Annotated in this window: 24 protein-coding genes; 8 read left to right on the top strand and 16 right to left on the bottom strand. The window is 39.4% G+C overall.

The window, feature by feature from the left end; genetic code table 11:
• The first annotated feature begins 133 nt into the window (after positions 1-133).
• Positions 134-1,405 carry an O-acetylhomoserine aminocarboxypropyltransferase/cysteine synthase family protein gene (locus I6E69_RS09985; protein ID WP_197121176.1) on the top strand — a complete coding sequence of 424 codons (1,272 nt, stop codon included), beginning with the start codon at positions 134-136 and terminating at the stop codon, positions 1,403-1,405.
• A 41-nt stretch (positions 1,406-1,446) separates the two neighbouring features.
• Here the strand turns inward: I6E69_RS09985 and I6E69_RS09980 are convergent, their stop codons facing one another.
• The 10 genes from I6E69_RS09980 to hisG all read right to left on the bottom strand — a co-directional run bounded on the left by I6E69_RS09980 (position 1,447) and on the right by hisG (position 9,372).
• On the bottom strand, positions 1,447-1,638 hold the full coding sequence (locus tag I6E69_RS09980) for a DUF1289 domain-containing protein (RefSeq protein ID WP_197121175.1): 192 nt from the start codon (positions 1,636-1,638) through the stop codon (positions 1,447-1,449).
• Between the two features lies 1 nt (position 1,639).
• The gene (locus tag I6E69_RS09975; RefSeq protein WP_197121174.1) at positions 1,640-2,179 is read right to left on the bottom strand and encodes a hypothetical protein; all 540 of its coding nucleotides are present in this window, start codon (positions 2,177-2,179) and stop codon (positions 1,640-1,642) included.
• Between the two features lie 108 nt (positions 2,180-2,287).
• Positions 2,288-2,902 (bottom strand): bifunctional phosphoribosyl-AMP cyclohydrolase/phosphoribosyl-ATP diphosphatase HisIE, encoded by a 615-nt coding sequence (hisIE, locus tag I6E69_RS09970; protein ID WP_002960271.1) that lies wholly within the window; start codon positions 2,900-2,902, stop codon positions 2,288-2,290.
• On the bottom strand, positions 2,893-3,672 hold the full coding sequence (hisF, locus tag I6E69_RS09965; protein WP_002960269.1) for an imidazole glycerol phosphate synthase subunit HisF: 780 nt from the start codon (positions 3,670-3,672) through the stop codon (positions 2,893-2,895). Before hisF ends, hisIE begins: the two co-directional genes overlap by 10 nt.
• Entirely contained in the window at positions 3,654-4,388 is a 735-nt protein-coding gene (locus I6E69_RS09960; protein WP_197121173.1) for a 1-(5-phosphoribosyl)-5-[(5-phosphoribosylamino)methylideneamino] imidazole-4-carboxamide isomerase, read from the bottom strand. The genes hisF and I6E69_RS09960 overlap by 19 nt, the downstream gene beginning before the upstream one ends.
• A 33-nt stretch (positions 4,389-4,421) precedes the next feature.
• On the bottom strand, positions 4,422-5,012 hold the full coding sequence (hisH, locus tag I6E69_RS09955; protein ID WP_002960265.1) for an imidazole glycerol phosphate synthase subunit HisH: 591 nt from the start codon (positions 5,010-5,012) through the stop codon (positions 4,422-4,424).
• On the bottom strand, positions 5,009-6,070 hold the full coding sequence (gene hisB, locus I6E69_RS09950; protein WP_197121172.1) for a bifunctional histidinol-phosphatase/imidazoleglycerol-phosphate dehydratase HisB: 1,062 nt from the start codon (positions 6,068-6,070) through the stop codon (positions 5,009-5,011). Before hisB ends, hisH begins: the two co-directional genes overlap by 4 nt.
• Complete coding sequence (hisC, locus tag I6E69_RS09945) at positions 6,067-7,176, bottom strand: histidinol-phosphate transaminase (RefSeq protein WP_149603695.1); 1,110 nt, start codon at positions 7,174-7,176, stop codon at positions 6,067-6,069. Before hisC ends, hisB begins: the two co-directional genes overlap by 4 nt.
• The gene (gene hisD, locus I6E69_RS09940; protein ID WP_024597350.1) at positions 7,166-8,467 is read right to left on the bottom strand and encodes a histidinol dehydrogenase; all 1,302 of its coding nucleotides are present in this window, start codon (positions 8,465-8,467) and stop codon (positions 7,166-7,168) included. Before hisD ends, hisC begins: the two co-directional genes overlap by 11 nt.
• A gap of 5 nt (positions 8,468-8,472) precedes the next feature.
• Positions 8,473-9,372: an ATP phosphoribosyltransferase gene (gene hisG, locus I6E69_RS09935; RefSeq protein ID WP_002960257.1), complete on the bottom strand. Its 900-nt coding sequence runs from the start codon at positions 9,370-9,372 to the stop codon at positions 8,473-8,475.
• Between the two features lie 419 nt (positions 9,373-9,791).
• Here hisG and I6E69_RS09930 point away from each other — a divergent pair, with 419 nt between their 5' ends.
• Positions 9,792-10,028 (top strand): hypothetical protein, encoded by a 237-nt coding sequence (locus I6E69_RS09930; RefSeq protein ID WP_149603697.1) that lies wholly within the window; start codon positions 9,792-9,794, stop codon positions 10,026-10,028.
• A gap of 75 nt (positions 10,029-10,103) precedes the next feature.
• Here the strand turns inward: I6E69_RS09930 and I6E69_RS09925 are convergent, their stop codons facing one another.
• A complete protein-coding gene (locus I6E69_RS09925; protein WP_197121182.1) occupies positions 10,104-11,960 on the bottom strand; it encodes a cytochrome c/FTR1 family iron permease in 1,857 nt (618 codons plus the stop codon).
• Between the two features lie 283 nt (positions 11,961-12,243).
• The gene (locus I6E69_RS09920; RefSeq protein WP_024597348.1) at positions 12,244-13,527 is read right to left on the bottom strand and encodes a sodium:proton antiporter; all 1,284 of its coding nucleotides are present in this window, start codon (positions 13,525-13,527) and stop codon (positions 12,244-12,246) included.
• Between the two features lie 331 nt (positions 13,528-13,858).
• Here I6E69_RS09920 and I6E69_RS09915 point away from each other — a divergent pair, with 331 nt between their 5' ends.
• The 3 genes from I6E69_RS09915 to I6E69_RS09905 all read left to right on the top strand — a co-directional run bounded on the left by I6E69_RS09915 (position 13,859) and on the right by I6E69_RS09905 (position 16,884).
• The gene (locus I6E69_RS09915) at positions 13,859-15,775 is read left to right on the top strand and encodes an ATP-dependent DNA helicase (protein WP_002960248.1); all 1,917 of its coding nucleotides are present in this window, start codon (positions 13,859-13,861) and stop codon (positions 15,773-15,775) included.
• Between the two features lie 9 nt (positions 15,776-15,784).
• Positions 15,785-16,486, top strand: a complete 702-nt coding sequence (tsaB, locus tag I6E69_RS09910) for a tRNA (adenosine(37)-N6)-threonylcarbamoyltransferase complex dimerization subunit type 1 TsaB (protein WP_197121171.1) — start codon at positions 15,785-15,787, stop codon at positions 16,484-16,486.
• Positions 16,487-16,554: 68 nt separating this feature from the next.
• Positions 16,555-16,884, top strand: a complete 330-nt coding sequence (locus tag I6E69_RS09905; RefSeq protein ID WP_182753031.1) for a hypothetical protein — start codon at positions 16,555-16,557, stop codon at positions 16,882-16,884.
• 95 nt (positions 16,885-16,979) lie between these two features.
• Here I6E69_RS09905 and I6E69_RS09900 read toward each other — a convergent pair whose 3' ends face one another.
• A complete protein-coding gene (locus tag I6E69_RS09900) occupies positions 16,980-18,269 on the bottom strand; it encodes an alkaline phosphatase (RefSeq protein ID WP_197121170.1) in 1,290 nt (429 codons plus the stop codon).
• A 411-nt stretch (positions 18,270-18,680) separates the two neighbouring features.
• On the opposite strand from I6E69_RS09900, the gene I6E69_RS09895 reads away from it, so the two are divergent.
• From I6E69_RS09895 to rnd, 3 genes are all read left to right on the top strand, one after another.
• The gene (locus I6E69_RS09895) at positions 18,681-19,532 is read left to right on the top strand and encodes an alpha/beta hydrolase (RefSeq protein ID WP_197121169.1); all 852 of its coding nucleotides are present in this window, start codon (positions 18,681-18,683) and stop codon (positions 19,530-19,532) included.
• A gap of 115 nt (positions 19,533-19,647) precedes the next feature.
• The gene (fadD, locus tag I6E69_RS09890) at positions 19,648-21,300 is read left to right on the top strand and encodes a long-chain-fatty-acid--CoA ligase FadD (RefSeq protein WP_002960239.1); all 1,653 of its coding nucleotides are present in this window, start codon (positions 19,648-19,650) and stop codon (positions 21,298-21,300) included.
• Between the two features lie 51 nt (positions 21,301-21,351).
• Complete coding sequence (gene rnd, locus I6E69_RS09885; protein WP_197121168.1) at positions 21,352-22,482, top strand: ribonuclease D; 1,131 nt, start codon at positions 21,352-21,354, stop codon at positions 22,480-22,482.
• 323 nt (positions 22,483-22,805) lie between these two features.
• On the opposite strand, the gene minE is transcribed toward rnd, so the two are convergent.
• The 3 genes from minE to minC are packed head-to-tail and all read right to left on the bottom strand — an operon-like array spanning position 22,806 to position 24,590.
• On the bottom strand, positions 22,806-23,069 hold the full coding sequence (minE, locus tag I6E69_RS09880) for a cell division topological specificity factor MinE (protein WP_004334706.1): 264 nt from the start codon (positions 23,067-23,069) through the stop codon (positions 22,806-22,808).
• 1 nt (position 23,070) lies between these two features.
• Positions 23,071-23,880: a septum site-determining protein MinD gene (gene minD / locus I6E69_RS09875; RefSeq protein WP_004334708.1), complete on the bottom strand. Its 810-nt coding sequence runs from the start codon at positions 23,878-23,880 to the stop codon at positions 23,071-23,073.
• 5 nt (positions 23,881-23,885) lie between these two features.
• A complete protein-coding gene (gene minC / locus I6E69_RS09870; RefSeq protein WP_024596847.1) occupies positions 23,886-24,590 on the bottom strand; it encodes a septum site-determining protein MinC in 705 nt (234 codons plus the stop codon).
• Positions 24,591-24,656 lie beyond the last annotated feature (66 nt).

Here is a 24,656-nt window from a genome sequence, read left to right as displayed (position 1 = left end):
GTTATCGCTCTTATCTGCCTTTAACTTAAATCAAGCAGCCTCAACACTACCTCAACATCCTTTAATATATTTCATGTGCATTTTATAACCAAGAAGTGCTAGCTTAGTGGTAAATTAATTGAAGGAAATAATTATGAAATTAGAGTCATTAGCACTGCACCACGGTTACGAATCTGAGGCTACGACCAAATCGGCAGCCGTGCCTATTTATCACACTTCTTCTTATACATTTGATAATACGCAGCATGGTGCTGATTTATTCGATTTAAAAGTACCTGGGAATATTTATACCCGCATAATGAACCCAACCAATGCCGTACTTGAACAACGTATTGCAGCGATGGAAGGGGGCATTGGTGGGCTGGCTGTTGCCTCTGGGATGGCTGCTATTACGTATGCTATTCAATGTTTGTGTGAAGTCGGTACTAATATTGTAAGCACCAGCCAAGTATATGGTGGCACGTATAACTTATTTGCTCATACACTACCTAGGCAAGGTATTGAAGCACGCATGATTAAAGCCGATGACTTTACCGCGTTCGAGAATGCAATTGACGACAACACCCGCGCTGTTTTTTGTGAATCTATTGGTAATCCTGCAGGTAATATTGTTGATATTGAACGTTTAGCACGTATTGCACACAGCAAAGGTGTGCCGCTTATTGTTGATAATACCGTGGCTACGCCGTATTTATGCCGCCCATTTGAGCTGGGCGCCGATATAGTGGTTCACTCACTTACAAAGTATATAAACGGGCACGGTACAGCCATTGGAGGCATGATTGTCGACTCAGGTAAATTTGATTGGAAAGCGAATGCCACGCGCTTTGCAATGATGAACGAGCCCGATCCGTCGTATCACAATGTGGTTTATACCGAAGCTTTTGCTGAAGCTGCATTTATTGGACGTTGTAGAGTAGTGCCACTTAGAAATACTGGCGCAGCGCTTGCGCCTAAAAACGCATCTGACATTTTAATCGGCCTTGAAACCTTAGGTTTAAGAATGGATCGCCACTGCGAAAATGCACAGCAGCTAGCTGAGTATTTAGAAAATCATCCAAAAGTGCTTTGGGTTAATTACGCAGGGCTTAAATCAAGCCCGTATAACGAAATGAGCCAAAAAATTACTAGTGGTAAAGCATCGGGTATTTTAAGCTTTGGTATTGCTGGTGGCCTAGAAGCGGGTACTCGTTTTATTGATGCGCTAAACATGATTTTACGCTTAGTTAATATTGGCGATGCCAAGTCGCTTGCGTGCCATCCTGCGTCAACCACACACCGCCAATTAAATGATGAAGAGCTTGCTAATGCGGGCGTAAGTCGCGATTTAATCCGTTTGTCAGTCGGTATTGAAAACATTGCTGACATAATTGCCGATGTAAGCCAAGCGCTCGATAAGGCATAACGTTAATATAAAGCCTTGAGGTATCGAGGCTTTTAGCTCTATTACGCATTTGTGATATCAACTCGTGGGGTTTCTAAAATCGCTTTTTTTTCATCTTCAGATAATATTATCCAATCAAAAATTTCTTCGTTGGTACGCCCACACCCGGTGCAGTAACCGCTGCGCCTTTCGCATATTCCTAGGCAATCAGTTTTAAATTTAGATGGTTTTTTGTTTTGATTTAATTGGCGCATATTAAAGTCCTAACGGTGGTGCAATTTCAAAGCGAGTAGAAAACCCAATACCTTCTTGATTAGTAGCAAGTGTAATGACTGGGGTTTTAGTATCAAGGACAAAGGTGCTGTAAATTGAACTTGCTGTTTCTTTTTGGCTTTCCAACCAACCTGTTTTGGTTAAGCATTGGCGTAATTGCTTAGCCAGTTTTTGATGAGACTTTATTGTTTGCGTTTGTGTTTTAACAGGTGTTTGGCATTGGTAGCTTGCTTGCTCTGACTTATTTAAAGTAACCGTACAGTTTGCTCCAATTATATGAGTATTAGTACGCCATTGATTAGTAAACTGGTTATTTACTTTATCTGTTTTGATTGAATTAAAACCAGACTCATAACTGCTTATAAGGTTATTTATGGTGCTGCATTCATCGGGTGTTACTGTGGTTTTTACAGACTGATTCGTTGTAGTAGTAGTGGTTGTTGTAGTTGTAGTCTGATTAGTTTTGCTGGTACAGCCCGCTAAAATAAACGCGACAATAGAAGGAATAATATAGTTTTTCATAGTTCACAGTAACCGATTAATTGAGCCAAGCACTATATCACACGTGATTTACTGTAAAAATAAAAAGGCCCATATAAATATGAGCCTCTTTGTTAGTCACAACTAATGCTATTTATGGCGACCTTGCAAGCATTTAACTACGTCTTCTAAGCCTAAGCCTTGGCGTTGTAGTAATACTGTCAGGTGATAAATTAAATCAGCAGATTCGTTTGTTAGCTCATCGTTATCGTGTTTCATAGCGGCAAGGGCAACTTCTACGCCTTCTTCACCTACTTTTTGACAACTACGGCTTAAGTCTTTTGCAAATAATGACGCTGTGTAGCTTTTTTCAGGGTCGTCGTTTTTACGCGCAACAATCACATCTTCTAACTGTGCTAAAAAGCTTAAACTTGGTTTTGCTTCATCACCAAAACAGCTTTGTGTGCCTAAGTGGCACGTTGGGCCTTCTGGGTTGGCAAGTACTAAAATTGAATCGTAGTCACAATCGGTATGTACAGATACTACGTTTAAGTAGTTCTCTGATGACTCGCCTTTAGTCCATAAACGCGATTTTGAACGTGAGTAAAACGTTACCTTATTGGTATCAAGCGTGACAGCGAGTGCTTCGCTGTTCATAAAGCCTTGCATTAAAATAACACCAGAGCGGGCATCTTGAATAATAGCAGGGATCATGTCACTTTTAGCGAAATCGACCTGAGCTTGGTTTTGTTGTGTTACTTGCATAATCTTGCTGCCACTTGGTTATCTGTTAAAAATTGTTTTAGTTCGCCAATGTTAATCACATTTTTATGAAAAACGCTGGCGGCTAATGCACCATCTACTTTGCTTTGTTTAAATACATCAACAAAATCTTGCATACTACCCGCACCGCCAGAGGCGATTAAAGGAATGTCACACAGCTCGCGAATTTTACTTAGTTGCTCGTTGTCGTAACCGTTACGAACGCCATCTTGGTTCATACAGTTTAATACAATTTCGCCTGCGCCTAGGTCTTGTACGCGTTTAACCCATTCTTGTGTTTTATAGCGCGTACGGCTTGATGCGTTAGGATCGCCGGTTAATTGATACACTAAATACTCGCCGGTAATTTCATCAAAAAAGCTATCAATGCCGACTACAACACATTGCTTACCAAACTCATCGTGTAATTCTTTAATAAGTTCAGGACGCGCAATAGCAGGGCTGTTAATGCTTATTTTATCAGCACCGCGCTCAAGTACACGCGCTGCATCAGCCACTGATTTAATACCGCCCGCTACACAAAATGGAATATCGATATTACGTGCAATGCTCTCTACCCAATTCACATCGAGTAGGCGTTTTTCAACGCTTGCGCTGATCTCGTAAAAAACTAGTTCATCGGCACCGGCTTCGCTGTAGGCTTTAGCCATTGTTAAAATATCGCCAACTATTTCATGGCCTTTAAACTTAACGCCTTTAACTACTTGGCCGTCTTTAACGTCTAAACACGGGATTATGCGTTTTGATAACATGCCAGTGCCTCCTCAACGCTAAATGCGCCATCAAGCAATGACTTACCTAAAATAACGCCGCCCACACCAAGCTCTTTAAGCTTTTTAATGTCATCTAGTGAGCTTACGCCACCTGAGGCTTGCACTTTAATTGTGCTGTTGTGGCGAGTTAGGTCTTCGTAAAGCTCAAATGATGGGCCCGTCATGGTGCCGTCTTTACTGATGTCCGTACATAAAAAGTCGATAACACCTAAGCTCACATAAAAATCTACCAGCTCAAGTAAACCAAATTCAGATTCACTTAACCAACCGTGCGTAGCAGGTGCCCAGCCCGTGGCTGTTTTATTTACATCAAGAGCAATTACAAAGTGCTCTGCGCCAAATTGCTCAATCCAGGCTTTTACTTGTTCGCGTTGTTCTACTGCCATTGAACCAATAACAACTTGGTTTGCACCGGCTTTTAGCCAATCACTTACATCTTGCTCTGAGCGAATACCGCCGCCCACTTGGTACGGTACGTTAAGTGCTTTGGTTGCAGCTTGAATATGTTTCCACTGTTTTTTACTTGGATCGCGTGCACCTTCTAAATCAACAAGGTGTAGTTTACCTGCGCCACTGTCGGCGTATTCTTTTAAACGCGCGCCAAGTTCGAAAGGGTAAAACTGTGCTGTGTCGTATTTACCTTGGTACAAGCGCACAATTTGATTTTGTAATACGTCTAATGCTGGAATAATCACAAATAATCTCTTTTTTGTTAGTTAATGGGCAGCTTATAACTGCCAATCAACAAAATTTTGTAATAAACGTGCGCCAACTTTTGCGCTGCGCTCTGGGTGAAATTGCATGCCTGCATAATTGTCTTTAGCAACAATGGCTGAAAAGGTTTGACCATATTCGCCGCTCACTAGTGTGGCGTCGTTTACGGTGTGCGCAAAGCTGTGAACAAAATACACTTGCTCATCAAGCGTTAGCCCTTTAGTTAATGCATGCTCTTTGTTAACGCTTAAGTTATTCCAACCCATATGCGGCGACGTTAAATTGCCTACATCAAGCGCTTTTACTTGTCCTGGTATTTTACCTAGGCACTGTACGTTACCTTCTTCGGTGCTTTCGCACAGTAACTGCATACCTAAACAAATACCCATAAGCGGGCGCTGGTATTCATTTATAGCTTGTTGCCAGCCGTTATCTACTAGGCGTTTCATAGCAACCGACGCGTGACCTACACCTGGCAATATAGCGCGCTCAAAACCTGCTAATTGCTCTGGTGAAGTAATTACTGTTGGCGTTTGGCCTAAGCGTTCAAACGCAAAGCGTACTGAATTTATATTGGCGCAACCGGTATTAATTATGGCAATCATAAACATCCCTTAGAGCTGGCTGTTTGTTGGGTCGTGTCTTGTGCTACGGCCATACGAAGTGCACGTGAAAACGCTTTAAATAAGCCTTCTACTTGGTGATGACAGTTACCGTCGCTTACCGATAAAATAAGGCTAATAGCGGCGTTATCACTTAAGCTTTTGAAAAAGTGCTCAACCATTTGTACGTCTAAGTCGCCTGCTTTTTCGCGGCTAAAGTTAGCGTTTAATACAAATGATGCACGGCCCGATAAATCAATTTGTGCTTCAGCTTTACACTCGTCCATAGGAAGCGCAAAACCATAGCGTGCAATTTGCGATTTAGTGCCTAGGGCTTGTTTAAGTGCTACACCAAGAGCAATACCAATGTCTTCAACCAGGTGGTGCTCATCTATGTGTAAATCGCCTTTGGCTTTAATGTTTAAACCAATGTTTGCGTGGGTGCGAATTTGATCAAGCATGTGATCAAAAAAGCCAAGTCCGGTGTCTATGCTGCCATTTTTAGTTTGATCTAGGTTTATTGCCACATCAATTTGGGTTTCTTTAGTGTTGCGTGTAACACGACCTTCGCGGTTTGCGGTAGTCAATTTTGTCACTATCGCACTCCAATCGCCGTCGTATAAAATACCTTCACAGCATAAGTTTTGAGCAAGGCCAATATCGGTCTGGCGATCGCCAATAACAAAAGAGCGCGCTAAGTCTACTTTGCCAGAGCGCATAAGCTCGGTAAGTAAGCCCGTTTTAGGTTTACGGCAATCACAGTTTTGCTCATCAAAGTGTGGGCAAATTAATACTTCGTCAAAGCTAATGCCTTGGCTTTGCATTATGTCCATCATTTTGTCTTGTGCTATGTCAAAATCAGCAATAGGGAAGCTATCTGTGCCTAAACCATCTTGGTTAGACACCATTACTAAACGGTAACCTGCGGCTTGTAATTGTAATAACGCAGGAATAACACCAGGTAAAAATGCTAGCTTTTCAAGGCTATCTACCTGTTTGTCGGTAATTGGCTCTTCAATAATAGTGCCGTCGCGGTCTATAAATAAATAGGGGTTACTCATGATACTTCGTTTCCTGCTAAAGATGCTGCGGTAGCCGGCGTTTGTAAGCCATCTAACCAAATTTTTACTTGTTCAAGTTCTTGTTCACTGCCAATTGAAATTCGTAGCCAGTCGTCTTCACCGTATAGTGTAAAAGCGCGCATAACCAAACCTTGCTCAAGTGCAATTTTAAAGTAGTTTTTATCGGCTAATTTTAAAGTAACAAAGTTACCTTCACCAGTGAGAATTTTTAATGCAGCAGGGGAGGCGTTTAGCCAATCTACCAACTTAGCTTTTAAGCTATTTAAGATAGTAACTTGGCGGCGCATTGAAGTAATTGCATCGGGTGCAATTGCTTGCGCTGCAATACTTGCTACAACACCTGATACCGGATACGGCGCAATGACTTTACGAATTGGCGCTAGTGTTGCTGCTTGTGCAAGCGTAAAGCCCGTTCTGAGCCCTGCTAGCGCAAAGGCTTTAGAAAGCGTGCGCAGAACCACTACATTACTAAACTCATTAATAAGTTTTGTGGCGCTTTGCTCTGGGCAAAACTCTATATAGGCTTCGTCAACAATAACCAGTGCTTTACCCATAAGTGCTGTTGCAATCGCTTTTACTTTATCAAGTGGTGTTAGGCTGCCCGTTGGATTATTTGGGTTACAAATAAATACCAGTTTTGAGCTGCCAACAGCTGCAACTATTTCGTCAGCACTGCCATTTAATAATAATTCTTGGGTAAGCGCGTTAATACTAACATTGTGTGTATCGGCGGTAACTTTGTACATACCGTAGGTTGGTAAAAATAGCGCAATACTATCTTTAGCTGGCTCACAGTATGTGCGCACTAAAAGCTCAATGCCTTCATCTGCGCCGCGCGTCATTAATACATTTTCGCTTTCAAGTTCTGTATAAGCGGCGTAACGGTCAATAACCAGTTGCGGTTGTGGGTCGGGGTAGCGATTTAAATCCTCAATACTCAGTTCAAGATTTTTAGCATACGGGCTTTCGTTAGCATTTAGCCACGTAGTACCGGTTAGCTTTTCACTTTTTGCAGAGCTGTATGCAGCAAGGGCTGCAATATTCTTAGGTAATAAGCTAGACGCTTGTGCGCTCTCATTGCTCATTTTTAATTGCCTCTAAACGAATTGAAACCGCATTAGCGTGGGCATCAAGGCCTTCTGCATCTGCAAGTGGTAAAATTGCTTTTGAAAGCTGCGTTAAACCACTTTTAGTAATTGTTTGCACTGTGTATGTACGGAAAAAATCAAGCAAGTTTAAACTCGAGTAAGTTGCACTGTAACCATATGTTGGTAACACGTGGTTAGTACCCGATGCGTAATCGCCTGCAGATTCTGGCGTGTAATCGCCTACAAATACTGAGCCTGCGTTTTTAACTTTATCTAGGTAAGGTGTTGCATCGCCTAGTTGTAAAATTAAGTGCTCTGGTCCATATTGCGCCGATACATCAAATGCTTGCTCAACTGAATCAACCAAAATAAGTGAAGAATTAGCGAGCGCTTGCTCGGCTGTTTCTTTGCGGCTCAAATTAGCTAACTGGCGTGTTAGTGCCTGCTGAGTTTGTTCTATAATACTTTCGCTGTTACATAGTAAAATAACTTGCGAGTCTGCGCCGTGCTCTGCTTGTGAGAGTAAATCGGCGGCTATAAATTCTGGGTTTGCACGTTCATCTGCAATAACTAATACTTCAGAAGGACCTGCTGGCATATCAATTGCCATACCTGGGATAGTTTGCGCAACGAGCTGTTTAGCCATTGTTACGAAGCTATTACCTGGGCCAAAAATTTTGTTTACTTTAGGAACCGATTCGGTGCCATAAGCCATTGCTGCAATTGCGCCTGCGCCACCACTTTCTATCAAAGTAGTAATGCCACATAACTTAGCTGCATATAAAATAGCAGGGTTAATAGCTTTATCACCTTGTACCGGCGTAGCAAGTACAACGGTTTTTGCGCCGCTTAACTGCGCTAATACACCTTGCATAATAACCGACGATGGCAGTGGAGCACTGCCACCGGGTACATAAATACCGACTGCTTCGATGGCTTGATATTTCAGTTCACATACAACGCCTGGTTGGGTTGATAATTTAATATCTTTTGGCAACTGCGCTTCGTGAAAACGTTTAACATTTGCATAAGCGGTGTCAATTGCGTATTTAAGCTCTGCACTTAGTGCTTGCTCAGATGCGTTAATTTCATCTAGCGGTACGCGCAAACGTGGGTTAGCTCTATTATCAAACTCTTTGGCCATGCTAAGTAAGGCCTCATCGCCTTGCTCTTTTACATTAGCTAAAATAGTTTTGCATATTGCTTCAACCTTTGCGCTTACAGAAACTGCAGGGCGCATTAGCGCCGCTGCTTGTACTTGTGAAGATTCCTCATTCCAACGAAGCATGGTACTTACTCCATCATTTTTTCAATTGGCATAACTAAAATAGAGTTAGCGCCTAGGGCTTTTAACTGCTCCATTGTTTCCCAAAATAATGTTTCGCTGCTTACCATGTGCAGTGCTACGTATTCTTCATTACCCGCAAGGGCAAGTAGAGTCGGTTGACCAGAACCAGGTAAAATTTCACAAATTTCATCAAGTTTGTTTTTTGGTGCGTGTAGCATGATGTATTTGCTTTCTTTAGCTTGCCTAACACCACGTAGGCGCGGCATAAGCTTATTGATTAGTGCTAGTTTGTCAGCATCTTGCAGATCTTTATTTTGAATTAAACATGCGTTTGATTCTAAAATTGTATCACCTTGAATTAAGCCATTAGCTTCAAGTGTTGCGCCAGTAGATACTAAATCACAAATTGCATCAGATAAACCTGCACGTGGTGCTACTTCAACAGAGCCAGTAAGCATTACTGTACTTGCGTTGATGCCTTCGCGCTTTAACCACTGAGTTAAAATTTCTGGGTAGGTAGTTGCAATACGTTTGCCTTCAAACCAGCTCTTATCGCGAGCGCCTAGCTCTTGTGGCCAAGCAAGTGCAAGACGACAGTAACCAAAATCTAGTTTTGAAAGTTTGTTTACTTCGCTTGGAACACCTTGGCGTTCACGTTCTGCTTGAACTTCTACTAGTACGTTTTCGCCAACAATACCTAAATCACATACACCGTCCATTACTAAACCAGGAATATCGTCATCGCGCACACGTAGTACGTCAATTGGCATATTAGTTGAGTGTGCAATTAAGCGTTGTTCACGAAGGTTAAGTTTAACACCTAACTGTTTTAACAGATCTTGACAATCTTTAGATAGGCGGCCGCCTTTTTGGATGGCGATACGTAGACGATTTGTGTTACTCATTGTTCATTTTCCTTTAATTTAAAAACTAAAAACCCCGAGGGGAACCTCAGGGCGAAAATGAATCAATGTTTTTTGAATCGCCAGAGGTTCCTTTTAGGAATAACCTCTCAGCGAAAGACCTGACAGGTTATTCCGGTGAATGGTGGTGATGATGTACTGTTGTCAGGTTTAAGCGCATTTTTTATCCTATTTAACTGCTCGTTGTTATAGTAGCGTTCAGTTGTTATCTGTTTAAATAAATTTCGCATTCATAAAAACATAAACAGCCATATTATGGCAAGTTTTTTTTAGCTTAATTAAAGCATATCTTATAACTGCCGATAATATTAAGAAGGAAAGTGCAATTTTTGCATATATTTGTTTGTTTATTAGCCAAACCAAGCGTTTAGATAATTTAACAGTAAACTAAGGAAGTGTGTATGGATATCATGATTCCTTATTTAGGAAGAATAACCAGACTAGAAGTTGAGTCAAAAAGTGCTTTTCATATTGCGGGTGTGCAAAGTGGATCGGCCGCTGAAAAAGTTGAGCTAGAGAATAAAAAAAGGCGCGAGTTACAAAAAAAGAAAAAGCTCAATATGCTTGATGATCAAAATAGTAAAAAAAAGTCTAACGTAGACGATGATGAAAACTCCCATTTAGATACATGGGCATAGGTTACAGTTACTGTATATTGCTAGAATTATAAAAGGGAAGCCTATAAATAGACTTCCCTTTTTCTGTTGAACTAATTAGTTTTGACTTTTACTTTTTAATATATAAAAGCTAAATATAGCGAACACACATACCTGAGCCACAATACCTTGCCATGTCGACTTAATACCAAGCCATGCTATATCAAAGCTCATTGGTAGCGGCGCAATACCTATTATATCGGCCTCTTGTAATGCAATAATGGCTTTGCCCATAAGCACAAACGAGAGTGCAAATAATAGGTAAGTGGTAATTGCAAAAAACTTAGCAACCGGTAATTTAATTGAGTACTTAATTAATACCCACGTAATAATAGCCAGTATTGCTACAGCTATCGCAAAACCCGATGCAATAGATGAATATTGAGCAGGCGAGCTTTGCGTTAATAAAGACTGATAAAACAATACGGTTTCGAATACTTCACGGTACACGGCAATAAAAGAAAGCCCCGCTAATCCCCATAATGTACCCGACTCAAGACGCTTATCTATATTGTCTTTTATATATTTTTGCCATTGTTGCGCACTTGTTTTACTGTGCATCCATACGCCAACATACAGTAAAATTACAGCGGCAAACAATGCACCAGCACCTTCCATAACTTCGCGACTTGCACCACTTATTTCTATTAATGTTTGCGCAGCAGCCCATGTTAAGCCACCTGCAATAAGTGCTGTTACCCAGCCAATATGTACGTATTTAAGCGCATCTTGACGTTTCGTTTTAATAAGCACAGTCATAAGAGCAATAATAACTAAGAGTGCCTCTAAGCCTTCTCGCAGTAATATTATTAAACTCGCTGAAAGTAGAGCGCCATCAGTTAGCTTAGTTTCGTTTAGCATGCTATCAGCTTTAGCGAGTTGTGTTAGTGCCGCATTTACTTTTTCGGCAACGACGGCTGTATCTTTTTCGTTTTTGAATGTTTGGCGCAGGTTCATCAGTTGTACTTCGATGTTTTTACGCAGTGTTTCGTCGTAGGCATTTAAGTTGTTTTCAACAAGCTCAAAGCCATCTAAGTATGCGCTAATTGCTAAATCACTTGCTTGTGAGTAATTGCCTTTAGCATGCGCGGCTTGCGCTGCAAGTAATTGCGTGCGAGTAACTGTTATCGGATTTTTGTTAGCGCTAAATAATTGCTCTGGATTACCACGAAGCCATTTAACGTAATGTGCTTGTGCTTCACTTTGACCTGCCGATAATTGTGCAGGGTTTAGGTTTACAATCTGTGAAGCGGTAATGTTTTGTTCTACATTTTGTGGTTTTTGAACATCCTTAAATGCCAAGCTACCTACATAAAAAGCTAAAGACCATCGTTGTTGTTCATTAAATTGGGTAAAAGCAACCATAGGTGTGTCGTCAATGCCGTTACTTACAGCGTCAAATAACCCCATTAATGAGCGGTTAGTTGCGCGTTCTTCATCGGTAAAGTTGGTAGGCTCTGGCGATAAATTTTTTGCAAGCGGACCGTCGCCTTGACCACTAGGGCCGTGACACATTGAGCAGTTAGTAGCAAAAAGCGCTTTAGTTTGCTCAACCGGAAGCAGCGATGAAGGTAACGATAGTTGTGGCATAAAGGTAAGCAGCGACTCACGAAGCGCTGAGCTTGCTGCACGTACATCGGCAACACTCGCTTTATTAGCAATCGCTGTATGCAGTGCTTTAGCTTGTGCCTTTACTGTATCAAACTCATTGGCTTGGCCTGATAGCTGTCCAGCTTGCTCAATAATAACGTGCGAAAACTCTGTCATTTCTTGATATTCGTCGGGGTCTAGTATTTCACCATTTCCAACAGCTGCCACGTAATCTACACCTACATACTCTGCAAGCTGTGCAATTTGTTTTATTTTTGTTTGCTCATTAGGTGAGGCCGACACATTAAAGCTTGCCATAGCCATTATAAAAAGCACAAAAAAACAATGAAATTGTCGTTTGCCCAGAGATACCAAATTAAAAAACACGTGAGAATTATTTTTGGACATTGAAAAGCCCTACAGAGGAAAAGCCAAAATTATAATTGTTTTCATTTGCATTTCAAGCGGATTAATTTAAACAAAGAAGATAAATAAAAAGGATAACAATTTATAGAACTTTAAAGTGTTTTTGTAACACGTGAGTAACAGTAACCAAGTGATTTATATAATAACTTGGTTACTGAGTTGATTGCTCACAAAGCATTTATTACTTTGCTTGCTCAGCTGACTTAATGCTGCTTTGAATAAGCGGCGAAATAGTTAAGCCTTGTACAATAATAGAAAATATAACCACAACGTAGGTAACAATAACGATTAGGTTATGTAGGTCAGAGCCGCCTACAAAAACTTGCTCGCGTGGTATTGCTGCCGCCATTGCCAGAGCAAGGCCACCGCGTAGCCCACCCCAGGTTAAAATTTTAACACTGTGTTTATCGTAACTTCTAAAGCGTTTAAAGATAACAAAGGGTGCGCCTACGCTAATAAAGCGTGCTAGTAATACTGCAGGTACCATCAGTAAGCCTAAGCCAATTTCACCAAGCGTGATTGGCATCGTCACTATTAGCATACCTATTATTAAAAACAGTAGGGCATTTAAAAAGCTATCGGTTGCATGCCAAAAATCTTTTACGTAACGAGTGTCTTCAGGCCCCGTGCGCTCAGTTGCTTTAGTACGAGTAATGTTACCCATTAATATGCCGCTCGTAACCATGGCAAGTGCGCCTGATATTTCCCAAATATTTGCAGCAGCAAAACCTGCGGTAGGAATAGTTAAGGTTATCAATAAGCGAATGTTTACATCGCGGCTGTTAATAATTAAAAAGTGGCCAACCAAAGCGATAACCAAACCAAACGCAATGCCGCCTAGGGCGTCTACAAAAAAGAGTTCTGCTATATCGCCAAATTGTGCATCGGTGCCATAAAAGGCAACCGAAAAAATGGTCGTAAATATTACTAAACCAATACCGTCGTTAAATAGCGACTCACCTTCTACTTGAACTGAGATTCCTTCTGGCGCTCGCATTTGTTTAATAATAGCAAGTACAGCAATAGGGTCGGTTGGGCTAATAAGCGCGCCAAATAATAAACAGTATATAAACGGTACATCAAAGCCAAATAAGGCAAATAGATAAAAACTTAAATAACCGACTATAAAAGTGGAAGCAATAGTAGAAAATAGCACTAGTGCGGTTATTTCCCAGCGCTGTTTACGAAGCGCCATAAGGTTAATTTCCAATGCGCCAGCATAAAGTAAAAATCCGAGCATACCTTTGAGTAATAACTCGTTAAAGTTAATACTGGAAACAATTTGGGTCATGGCTAACGCATTTTGATCGCCTAATAATTTAACGGCAATAATTAATAATAAAGAAATAACAACTGAGCCTGTAGTAATGGCAATTGTAGTTTGCATTTTGAGGATATATTGGTTTGCAAAAGCAATAAAAATTGCAATGGCAGAGAGAAAACAAATGAGATACCAAGCATTCATTGGCTAACCTTACTATTTTTTTAACGACACACGAAAAAGAGGATTATAAACCCGCGTATGGTACTCCTGTAATATTTCAGAGTCACAGTTTTTATGCCTAAATATAGCTTTTAATAAAGATTATTTTTAGTAAGAGTTAATAGAAAATTAGGCTTTGTAAATATTGTCATTATTAAATTAAATGCACGTTATAAATACACAGTGTATTGTAAAATCGAATGATTAATCTCACTATTAAAGTGCGTATTAATTCGTAAAGTAAAAGTGGGTTTTGTAATTACTTGCCCTTAATGCTTTGCTTACGTAAAATCCCGCTATTATTTATTTTAAAGTGATTGGTATTATCAAACAGCTGTTTAGTGCAACCGGGCCTTTAGCGTTATCTTTAGATGGGTATACGCCTCGCCAACCACAAATTGATATGGCAGTAGCTGTTGCGGATGCATTAAAAAACAGTTCGCAATTAGTTGTTGAAGCAGGCACGGGTACGGGTAAAACATTTGCATATTTAGCCCCTGCACTTAAGTCAAAAGGGCGCACGATAATATCAACAGGTTCTAAAGCTCTACAAGAGCAGCTTTATCACCGAGATTTACCGCAACTAGTTAAAGCTTTAAGTGCTTCAAAAAAAACCGCCTTATTAAAAGGGCGCGCCAATTACCTATGCACCTACCGACTTAATCAACATGTTGCACATGTACCTACTGACGACTCTGACGTAATGCATCAACTAGCTATGGTAGCTAAGTTTGCAAGCGAAACACAATCGGGCGATTTGGCCGATTGTATAGGTATAGAAGATGATGCCAAAGTACTGCCTTATGTAAATTCAACAGCCGATAATTGTTTAGGTAAAGAGTGTCCAGATTTTCAAAGCTGTTATATACGCAAAGCACGTTTAACTGCGGCCGATGCCGATGTGGTTGTGATTAATCACCATTTGTTTTTTGCTGATATGGCTGTAAAAGAAAGTGGCTTTGCTGAACTTATGCCAAAAGCCGACGCATATATATTTGATGAAGCCCATCAGTTAAGCGAAATTGCTAGTGATTATTTTGGTGAAAGTGTAAGCACTAAAAAGTTGGTAGATTTAATTAATGATTTACGTGCTATTTATAGAGCTGAAATTCCCGATATGCTGCAACTTGGTAAAAGCTTAAACAAGCTTGAGACAAGCGTTGCTGATTTACGATTACAATTTGGTGTTGATGGCAGTCGTGGCGATTGGCGAGAAAAACTAAGCGATAAACAAATTTGCGCGGCGCTCCATCGTGTGATCAGTGATTTAGATTTTGTTTACCAAGTACTTAAACTTTGCCTAGATAGAAGCGACAAAATTGAGCATCCATTTGAACGTGCACTTGCGTTTAAAGGTCAGTTAGAGCGGGTTTTTGATACAGCCCAAACCGGCTTTAGTTATTGGTATGAAACAACGCGCCGTTATTTAACAATTAATATAACGCCATTGAATGTATCAGCTAAGTTTGCTCAAATGATGCAAGACACGGGCGCAGGATTTGTATTCACTTCTGCAACACTTTCGGTTGATAACAAACTAGAGCATTTTAATGCAAGCCTTGGTTTAAAGCCAAAACAAAGCATGATGGTAGATAGCCCATTTGATTACCCTAATCAGGCGCTGCTGTGTTTACCGCGTTACTTACCCGAATCGCACGCTGATAATATGCCGCATGCGATTGTAAAATTAACACTTGAGCTTATAAAGTCAGCGCAAGGGCGTTGTTTTGTGCTATTTACTAGCTATCGAATGATGCACTTAGTGGCCGAAGGGCTAACTACACAAATAGACTACCCAGTTTATATGCAAGGGCAAATGTCTAAGCGTATTATTTTAGAGAAATTTACCCGCCATGGTAATGCGGTATTACTGGGCACGGCTTCTTTTTGGGAAGGTGTTGATGTACGCGGCAGCACGTTAAGCTGTGTTATTATAGACAAATTGCCATTTGCAGCCCCTGACGATCCATTGCTTCAAGCTAAAATGCAAGATTGCCAAATGCAGGGAAAAGACCCTTTTTCACACATACAATTACCGCAGGCTGTTATTGCGCTAAAGCAAGGTGTAGGGCGTTTAATTCGAGATAGTAAAGACAAAGGCGTACTTGTAATATGCGATAATCGCTTAGTTACACGCCAATATGGCCAAGTATTTTTGAAAAGCTTACCACCGATGCGCCGCACGCGAAGCTTAGAAGATGCCAATACATTTTTAAAACAAATTAATTAGAGTACTAAAATGATCAAAAGTAATATCCTCGCCCTTGATGCTTCAACTGAAGCACTTTCAATTGTCTTACATTACCAGGGCCAAACGTTTCATCATTTTGAAGAGTGTCCGCAGCAGCACAGCCAAAAAATACTTCCACTTGTGGATGAACTGTTAACTAAAGCAAACTGTAAATTAAAAGATTTAGACGTAATCGGTTTTGGCCAAGGGCCAGGTAGTTTCACCGGTGTACGTATTAGTGTTGCTATAGCGCAAGGTTTAGCGTATTCAACTAATTTGCCGCTTGTTGGTGTGTCTACACTGGCAACTATGGCTCAACAAACGTTTGAACAAAATGGCAGCCTGAGTGTTTATCCAAGTATAGATGCGCGTATGGGTGAGATATACTTTGCACATTACCAAGCGCAAAATAATCTAATGCTTTTAGTTAACCAAGAATGCGTTATAAAACCTGATTTACTAAACAATGAGTATATAGCAACCACTGAGCCATCTGTAGCAGTGGGCACAGGTTTTAAAACCTATCCTGATGCGCTTAATAACTTTGAAAACGTGACAATTAATACTGATATTACATTGCCTGATGCGCGTTATATGTTAGCGCATGTTGAAGCCGCGTTTTTAGCGGGTGACGTTGTAAAAGCGAGTGACGCTCAACCTAAATATGTGCGCGATACAGTAACCTGGAAAAAACTACCCGGACGTGAGTAATCATATTATTTGCAAATTGGTTGTTTTTAAATCATAATTTCATGCAATATTAAGGTTGGAGATGCGTAATGACGCTGCCTATTGGTTCAGGTTTTTTTACCGGAGATATTCCGGGTAGGGTTAGCTCTACTAAAGTTGTTACTAATAAACCACAGAGTTTATTAGACCAACCGGCTGCTAAAAAAACAAATACCGATTACGTAAAAAGCAGTGTTGAGGGTGTTGAACTGGCTAATCAGCTGTTTAAAAGCAGTGCTAAAAGCAATGAATACAGCCAAACAATTTACGACCAACCGACAGCTCAAGTAAGCAAAGCGATTTCTACTTATACTGAATTTGCTAATTTAGAACGCAGAGCAGAAGTACAAAATTTAATAGGCGTTGATATATACGCTTAATGCTTATTTAAGCGCTTTAGATAAATACAGCTATAAAATTTAATAAAAAGCCCGAACATTTGTTCGGGCTTTTTGTGTTCAAAACTACGTAAAGCTTACTGTTTAATAAAGCCAATCAGCTTATCTGCTATATCAGTATTATTTTGTGAACCAATAAATTGCTCACTGCCCTTACCATAGGCAAATACCTGCACGTCTACAGCGGTATGTCCGCCTGTTGTCCAGCCAGTAAAGCTTGCATCGCTAATAATACTCTTAACAGCTAAATTAAGCGCTTTTTCACCCATTTTTTTAGCTTGCTCAAGTTTTATTTGGTTTTCAGTTGTAAATTCAATATTGGTGTTAGCAGTCCATACTGGTTTTAAATCATCAGAATCCAGTAAAAGTTGAGTTAGTTTACCAGCAGTTGCTTTAACACCTTTTACTACATCAGTTTCCCACTTGTACTGACCATGTGCGCCAAGGGTTAAACCTCCTGTAGAGTGATCTGCAGTAATGACTAAAATAGTATCTTCGTTTTTATCTACATAGGCTTTTGCTTTTTCGATTGATTTAGCAAAATCATCCATCTCAGCCATTGCACAGGCTATATCGTTTGCGTGACCACACCAATCAATTTGGCTGCCCTCAATCATCACAAAAAAGCCTTCTTTGTTTTGATTATCTAATAAACCAAGTGCTTTAGACGTTAACTGAGTAAGACGAGTTGGGTTTTCATCTAATGCAAAAGGTAAGCCTTTAGATGCGTATAAACCAATTGCAGGTATTTGTGTAATTTGCCCTAGGTTTTTAATGTCGTCGCCATATTGATAACCAGCGGCTTTAAATTCATCAACAATATTACGGTCATCACGAATAAAGTATTTAGTACCGCCACCTAGCATTAAATCAACCGGTAATTTACCCGCAATTTTGTTGTCGATGTAGTCATTGGCAATGTCATTATAATTATTACGTGATTCATTATGCGCTGCAAAACTTGCTGGAGTTGCGTGGTTGATTTGTGAAGTTGCTACAAGCGCTGTTGTCATACCGCGCTCTTTTGCTATTTCCAGCATGGTTTTAACTGATTTTTTGTCTGTATCTACTCCAATTGCGCCATTGTAACTTTTATGACCGCTACTGAGTGCTGTAGCACCTGCTGCGCTGTCTGTCACATAAGTATGGTCATCAGGGTAGGTGCGAGCCATACCCTTTAAAATAGTGTCAAAAACCGTGCCTTCTACTTCTTTTGTTGCGGGGTCATCTTTAAAATAGCGATAAGCCGTGGTGTAAGCCGGACCCATGCCGTCACCAATCATATAAATTACATTTTTAGGTGCTGATTCTGCGTAAGCACCAGAAGCGGTGCATAAAAGCGCTAATAAGCTGAACTGTTTTTTCATGGTTGTGTACCTTATGAGTGTACCTTATTTAATAGCCGCTGATATTGTATACAGATAGTATGATAAATAAATGAATATCTAAGATATTTATAATTTGGGGTTATATGAATAGAATTGTAGTTAACGCTGTTAGTTCTATTTATTTAAATTATACTGGTTATAGCTTAACTACATATAATGCTATCAATTTTTAATTGTTTAAAAGGCATACAAAACAAACATATTTAAAAAGATCAGCTTATTTTTTTTGTAATTAAACTTATGATATTGTTTAAATTTTATTTTATATTTTTTGCTTTCTTTAGATCATCAAGATAATTAAATAGCGAATTTGGCACCATTTTCTCGGTTAGTGGTCTGACAACTTGTATGCTATAAATAATGATGCTCTAAATTAATAAAGGACTTGCCGTGCAGCCATTTAATATTGAAACCAATAACTTGAATATTCATGGCTTAAAAGTAGGTTCTGGGGATGAAATAGTAATAGCGTTGCATGGTTGGTTAGATAATTGCCACAGTTTTATACCAATGTTAAGTAAAGCTAAGCCAAAGCACACTTGGTACTGTATTGATTTTGTTGGGCATGGTTTATCATCTTGGCGAAGTGATGATGCACATTATTATTTTGTTGATTATATTGATGATGTGTACCAACTTATTAATGCGCTTGGTGTTAAAAAAGTTCATTTAGTTGGGCATTCGATGGGAGCCATGGTTGCAGGGCTTTTTGCTAGTTGCTTTGGTGATTATGTAAAATCTGTTACCTTTATTGAGGGGATTGGGTGTGTTACAACTCCTAGCAAAGGCGTATGTGAACAGCTAAAAAGTGCAGTATTAAATAGAGCGCGTTTAAAAAATAAGAAGCAGAGAGTTTATAAATCGAAAGAGCTTATTTATGAAGCACGTGCTCAAGCAACCGATTTGAATAGTGAGCTTATTGCTCTTTTAATGCAGCGAAATATAAAATCGGTTTTAGATGGTTATACATTAACAACTGATCCAAAGCTTAAAAATCACTCAGGTTTTAGGTTTGATGAGGCGCAATGTATTGGTGCAATAAAAGATTTAATTGCACCGTGTCAATTAATTTTAGGTAACGAAGGTTATTCGTTTGTAAAACAAAATCTGGCAAAGTATATTAGTTATTACAATAGCTTAAAGGTAATTAATGTAGATGGTGGGCACCACTGTCATATGCAAAGTAGTGAACACTGTTTTAAGCATATTCAAGACTTTATGCTGCAAAATGGTGCATGTTAATTGTAAGTTTACGTAAAATGTGGGATTATTCCTCCATTAGAGTATATGCTCAATTGTTAAAGCGCCTTACTTAGATTAAGGTTAATAAAAACATAATTATAAACAGGGGCTAAGAGTGGAAAAAATCTGGCTTAAGCGCTACCCAGAGGGTATGCCTGAAACAATCGATCCTGAGCATTACAACTCGTTACTCGAAGTGTTCGAAAAAAGTTTTACTGACTACACCGATTTACCTGCATTTACTAATATGGGTAAAACGCTGTCTTATAGCGAAATAGATACAGCAACAAAAAAAGTTGCTTCCTACATTCAAAATGATTTAGGTCTTAAAAAAGGCGACAAAGTTGCCGTAATGATGCCTAACTTACTACAAACGCCAGTCACCATTTTAGGTATTTTACGTGCAGGTTGTGTGGTTGTAAATGTTAACCCACTTTACACTGTGCGTGAATTAGAGCATCAGCTAAAGGATTCTGACACTACCGCTATTTTCATTTTAGCAAACTTTGCTGACACACTTGAAAAGTCACTTGCACACACTGATGTTAAACACATTGTAGTAACGCAAGTAGGCGACATGGTTGGTGGGCTTAAAAAGCACATAGTTAACTTTGTTGTGAAGCACATTAAAAAAATGGTGCCAAAGTTCAACTTACCAAACACAATTAACTTTTCAGACGTTTTAGCTGCAGACGAAACTAAATATACACGTCCTGAAATGAGCTTGTCAGATCTTGCTTTTTTACAGTACACCGGTGGTACAACAGGTGTATCAAAAGGGGCAATGCTGAGCCATGGCAATATGGTTGGTAACCTTGAGCAAGTTTCAGGCTGTTTAGACAAAGTGTTAAATCGTGGTACAGAAGTTGTTGTTACTGCTTTACCGCTTTATCATATATTTGCTTTAACAGCTAACTGCCTGACGTTTATGAAGTACGGTGGTTTAAATATATTAATCACAAATCCACGAGATATGCCTGGGTTTGTTAAAGAGCTAGGTCAGCATAAATTTACAGCTATTACTGGTGTTAATACGTTATTCAATGGTTTATTAAACACACCAGGTTTTGCTGAGCTTGATTTCAGTCATTTAAAAATGTCACTTGGTGGCGGTATGGCCGTGCAACGTCCTGTTGCTGAAAAATGGCAAAAAGTGACTGGCTCAAAATTAATGGAAGGCTATGGCCTTACAGAATGTTCTCCATTAGTAACTATTAGTCCTTATGATTTAGAAGCATACAACGGCTCTATTGGTTTACCTGCGCCTAATACTGAAATTAAGCTAATACTTGATAACGGTGAAGAAGCCGCTAAAGGTGAACCGGGTGAAATGTGTGTGAAAGGCCCGCAGGTTATGGTGGGCTATTACAAGCGACCAGATGCAACAGCTGAATGTTTAAAAGATGGCTGGTTTGCAACAGGTGATATTGCAACTTATGACGATGAAGGTTTCTTCTTTATTGTAGATCGCAAAAAAGACATGATCATTGTATCTGGCTTTAATGTTTTCCCTAATGAGATAGAAGAGGTAGTGGCTATGCACGAAGGTGTGCTTGAAGTTGCTGCTATTGGTATTCCTCACGATGTAAGTGGTGAACAAGTTAAAGTTTTTGTTGTTAAAAAAGACCCTTCTTTAACTGAAAAAGATATAATAAGTCACTGTCGTGATAATTTAACTAATTACAAGGTCCCAAAACTGGTAGAGTTTAGGGATGAGTTACCTAAAACTAACGTAGGTAAAATACTCCGAAGAGCCTTGAAAGATTAGCAACCTATAAAAAAGCCGACATATGTCGGCTTTTTTATTGTAGGAGATTAAGTGCAATACCAATTGATCGAAACCCAAAATCAACTGAACACTTTTGTTGAACAAATAAAAAATAAGCCTATTTTAGCTATTGATACTGAGTTTATGCGTCGTCGCACTTTGTATCCAGAAGTTGCACTTATCCAAGTTTTTGATGGTGAGCATTTAGCGCTTATCGATCCGTTAGCTGAGCTCTCATTATTCGATTTTTGGGAAATACTAAAAGATCCTAGTGTTTTAAAAGTACTGCATTCTCCTTCAGAAGATATTGAGGTTTTTCAAAAATACGCAGGCTTTGTTCCATCCCCACTTTTTGATACACAATTTGCGTTGCAGCTACTTGGGGAAGGTAACTGTATGGGCTTTGCCCTTATGGTAAAAGAGTTGCAAGGTATTGAAATAGATAAAAGTGAGTCACGCACTAACTGGCTGCAACGACCGTTAACTAAAAAACAGTTAGATTATGCTGCTGCAGATACTTTTTACTTATTGCCTTGTTTCGAGCTGATTATAGAGCGTATTAATGCCGCTGGGTTCTTTGACATTGTAATAAACGAGAGTGAGCTGATAGCTAAAAAACGTGCATTTCAAACACCAGACGAGCTTTTATATAAAGATATTAAGAATGCATGGCAACTCAAACCGCACGAACTCGCGGTTTTAAAAGAACTTGCTGTATGGCGCAGAAACAAAGCCATTAAGAAAAATTTAGCGCTAAATTTTGTGTTAAAAGAACATAACATGACTGAAATTGCCAAACGTGGTCCTTCAAGTTTAAATGCTCTACGTCAAATTCCAGGAGTTGAAGCTATTGAAGTTAATCGCTCTGGTGTAGATATAATCAAGTGTATTGAAGTTGCCAAAGCAGTACCAGATGCTGAGCATCCTGATGTACTTAAGCGCTTAATTGATTTTCCTACCTATAAAAAAGTAGCCAAAGATATTAAACAAAAGGTCACTAAAGTCGCTAAAGAGCACAATATACCAGAAGACGTTATGGCCTCTAAAAAGCAAATTAATCAATTGATTAGTTGGAATTGGAAGTTAACTAATGAGCAAAAACAAAGTCATATAAAACCTGATTTATTAAGCTCTTGGCGTTATACCTACGTTAAAGACGCTTTAAAAGAGTGGGATACTTAAGACTAGATATTTTTTTACTGTGTAATACTTATACCAATCCGCAATAATACTTAATCATTTTGCGGCGCTAAACGTGTCGTTACCTGTGTTAAAAAAATCTCATTTAGAACAACTAAATAGCGATTTTTTTGCCTAGCTATCAACACGTTTTTCCATCCTCAAAATAGATCACTTAAATAAGCGAATTGGTATTATCTATAATTTTTGTGTTACATAGTGAAAAAGTTTTAGTTGCATGCAAGGGATTAAAACGTAGATATTTAGAAAGTTATTACAAAGTAAATGAAAATAAAGAGGGCGCTTATAAAGCGCCCTTTCTTCAATTACTTCTTTTCTTCATCAGGTAGTGTAACGTTTAGCTCAAGTACGGCTAAATCGTCTTCGTTTTGATCAAACTGAACCTGAACTGCATCGGTACTTACGTTCACGTATTTACGGATCACATCTAAAATATCTTGTTTTAATTGTGGTAAGTAATCCGGCGTTCCTCGTTGAGAACGCTCGTGCGCGACAATGATCTGCAATCGCTCTTTTGCTAGTGACGCACTGTTTTTCTTTTCTGAGCGGAAGTAGTCAAGTAAAGACACGTTAACCTCCAAAAATCCGTTTAAATAAGCCTTTTTTCTCAACGTCTAAGAAGCGAAAATCGACGGTTTCACCTAGTAAGCGGTTAATTGCATCAGAATAAGCTTGGCCTGCATCAGATTCTGTATCCAATATAACAGGTTGGCCTGAGTTTGAAGCACTTAATACCGCTTGCGATTCAGGAATAACCCCTAATAATGGGATTGACAGAATATCTTGCACATCTTCTACCGATAGCATTTCACCTTTTTCAACACGGCCAGGGTTATAGCGTGTTAATAGTAAGTGTTCTTTAATATTTTCTAGGCCTTCTTCAGCACGTTTTGATTTGCTGTGTAAAATACCTAAAATACGATCTGAATCTCGAACTGACGACACTTCTGGGTTTGTTGTAACAATTGCTTCATCAGCAAAGTACATCGCCATCATAGCGCCAGCTTCAATACCTGCTGGTGAATCACATACTATGTAATCAAAGTCTTCTTTTAGTTCATTTAGTACGCGTTCAACACCTTCACGTGTTAAAGCATCTTTATCACGAGTTTGTGAAGCAGGTAGTAAAAATAATTTATCTACACGTTTATCTTTAATAAGCGCTTGGTTAAGGTTTGCCTCACCATTAATTACATTTACAAAGTCATAAACAACGCGGCGTTCACAACCCATAATTAAATCTAAGTTACGTAAACCAATATCAAAGTCGATAATAACTGTTTTATAGCCTTTTAACGCTAAGCCTGTGCCAATTGCAGCACTTGATGTTGTTTTACCAACACCGCCTTTACCTGAGGTAACGACAATTACTTTTGCCATGAGATTTATCCTTTAACCAAAGCTGAAATTTCTAATGATTCGTCTTTTTGTTGTATTTGCACTGCATTTCCCCAATGTTCACCTTGTAGCGAATCACTGATCCAGTAGTTACCATCTATTGAAACCAGCTCGGCTTCAAGTTTTTGGCAAAAAATGTGTGCTTCTTTAAAACCTTTTGCGCCTGCAATAGCGCGACCGCGTAGCGTGCCATAAATATGCACATTCCCATCGGCAATGACTTCCGCACCATGACTAACTGCGCCAAGTACTATCAAATCTCTATCTTTTGCATAAACTTGTTGTCCAGAGCGAACTGTACCGCTGATAATTTGCGCCGGTAAATGCACCGTTTTTTCTACAATCGATGTATTGGGCTCTTGTTTAACAGGTTCGCTCTTAACGTCTTGTGAATAATTTAAAACAGATAAGCCAGCGGCCTTTGCTTGAGTATGTTGCTCATCTGAGCCATTACACACACCAACCGCATTAAAACTCATTCGCTCGATTAATGATTTTAAGTGAACAAAATCAAGTGAACTGTTTTTAATTTCTATTAAATTAACGACAATAGGCGCACCCTCAAAAAACTTAGGGGCCTGGGCTATTTTTACATACAGTTGTTCTGCTAAAAGGTTTATATCAGTACTATAAAGATGCAAAACTGATAACGTAAAAAGATTCCCTTTTAACTCAAAAATTTGGTCCGACATACACGCTCAATTGATTTGTCTGATTAGAAATTAATTTTAGATAAACGTAGGCTGAATAGGGCCTTT

This window comes from Pseudoalteromonas sp. NZS100 (genome assembly GCF_015864815.1).
Classification (GTDB): domain Bacteria; phylum Pseudomonadota; class Gammaproteobacteria; order Enterobacterales; family Alteromonadaceae; genus Pseudoalteromonas; species Pseudoalteromonas distincta.
The sequence above is the reverse complement of the archived record's forward strand: the minus strand, read 5'-3'. Positions and strand labels throughout refer to the sequence as shown.

What these genes read in the sequence shown, in the direction of transcription:
- I6E69_RS09985 (WP_197121176.1), top strand. Translation starts at nt 134, where the DNA reads ATGAAATTAGAGTCATTAGCACTGCACCACGGTTACGAATCTGAGGCT.
- I6E69_RS09980 (WP_197121175.1), bottom strand. Translation starts at nt 1,638, where the DNA reads ATGCGCCAATTAAATCAAAACAAAAAACCATCTAAATTTAAAACTGAT.
- I6E69_RS09975 (WP_197121174.1), bottom strand. Translation starts at nt 2,179, where the DNA reads ATGAAAAACTATATTATTCCTTCTATTGTCGCGTTTATTTTAGCGGGC.
- hisIE (WP_002960271.1), bottom strand. Translation starts at nt 2,902, where the DNA reads ATGCAAGTAACACAACAAAACCAAGCTCAGGTCGATTTCGCTAAAAGT.
- hisF (WP_002960269.1), bottom strand. Translation starts at nt 3,672, where the DNA reads ATGTTATCAAAACGCATAATCCCGTGTTTAGACGTTAAAGACGGCCAA.
- hisH (WP_002960265.1), bottom strand. Translation starts at nt 5,012, where the DNA reads ATGATTGCCATAATTAATACCGGTTGCGCCAATATAAATTCAGTACGC.
- hisB (WP_197121172.1), bottom strand. Translation starts at nt 6,070, where the DNA reads ATGAGTAACCCCTATTTATTTATAGACCGCGACGGCACTATTATTGAA.
- hisC (WP_149603695.1), bottom strand. Translation starts at nt 7,176, where the DNA reads ATGAGCAATGAGAGCGCACAAGCGTCTAGCTTATTACCTAAGAATATT.
- hisD (WP_024597350.1), bottom strand. Translation starts at nt 8,467, where the DNA reads ATGCTTCGTTGGAATGAGGAATCTTCACAAGTACAAGCAGCGGCGCTA.
- hisG (WP_002960257.1), bottom strand. Translation starts at nt 9,372, where the DNA reads ATGAGTAACACAAATCGTCTACGTATCGCCATCCAAAAAGGCGGCCGC.
- I6E69_RS09930 (WP_149603697.1), top strand. Translation starts at nt 9,792, where the DNA reads ATGGATATCATGATTCCTTATTTAGGAAGAATAACCAGACTAGAAGTT.
- I6E69_RS09925 (WP_197121182.1), bottom strand. Translation starts at nt 11,960, where the DNA reads ATGGCTATGGCAAGCTTTAATGTGTCGGCCTCACCTAATGAGCAAACA.
- I6E69_RS09920 (WP_024597348.1), bottom strand. Translation starts at nt 13,527, where the DNA reads ATGAATGCTTGGTATCTCATTTGTTTTCTCTCTGCCATTGCAATTTTT.
- tsaB (WP_197121171.1), top strand. Translation starts at nt 15,785, where the DNA reads ATGATCAAAAGTAATATCCTCGCCCTTGATGCTTCAACTGAAGCACTT.
- I6E69_RS09905 (WP_182753031.1), top strand. Translation starts at nt 16,555, where the DNA reads ATGACGCTGCCTATTGGTTCAGGTTTTTTTACCGGAGATATTCCGGGT.
- I6E69_RS09900 (WP_197121170.1), bottom strand. Translation starts at nt 18,269, where the DNA reads ATGAAAAAACAGTTCAGCTTATTAGCGCTTTTATGCACCGCTTCTGGT.
- minD (WP_004334708.1), bottom strand. Translation starts at nt 23,880, where the DNA reads ATGGCAAAAGTAATTGTCGTTACCTCAGGTAAAGGCGGTGTTGGTAAA.
- minC (WP_024596847.1), bottom strand. Translation starts at nt 24,590, where the DNA reads ATGTCGGACCAAATTTTTGAGTTAAAAGGGAATCTTTTTACGTTATCA.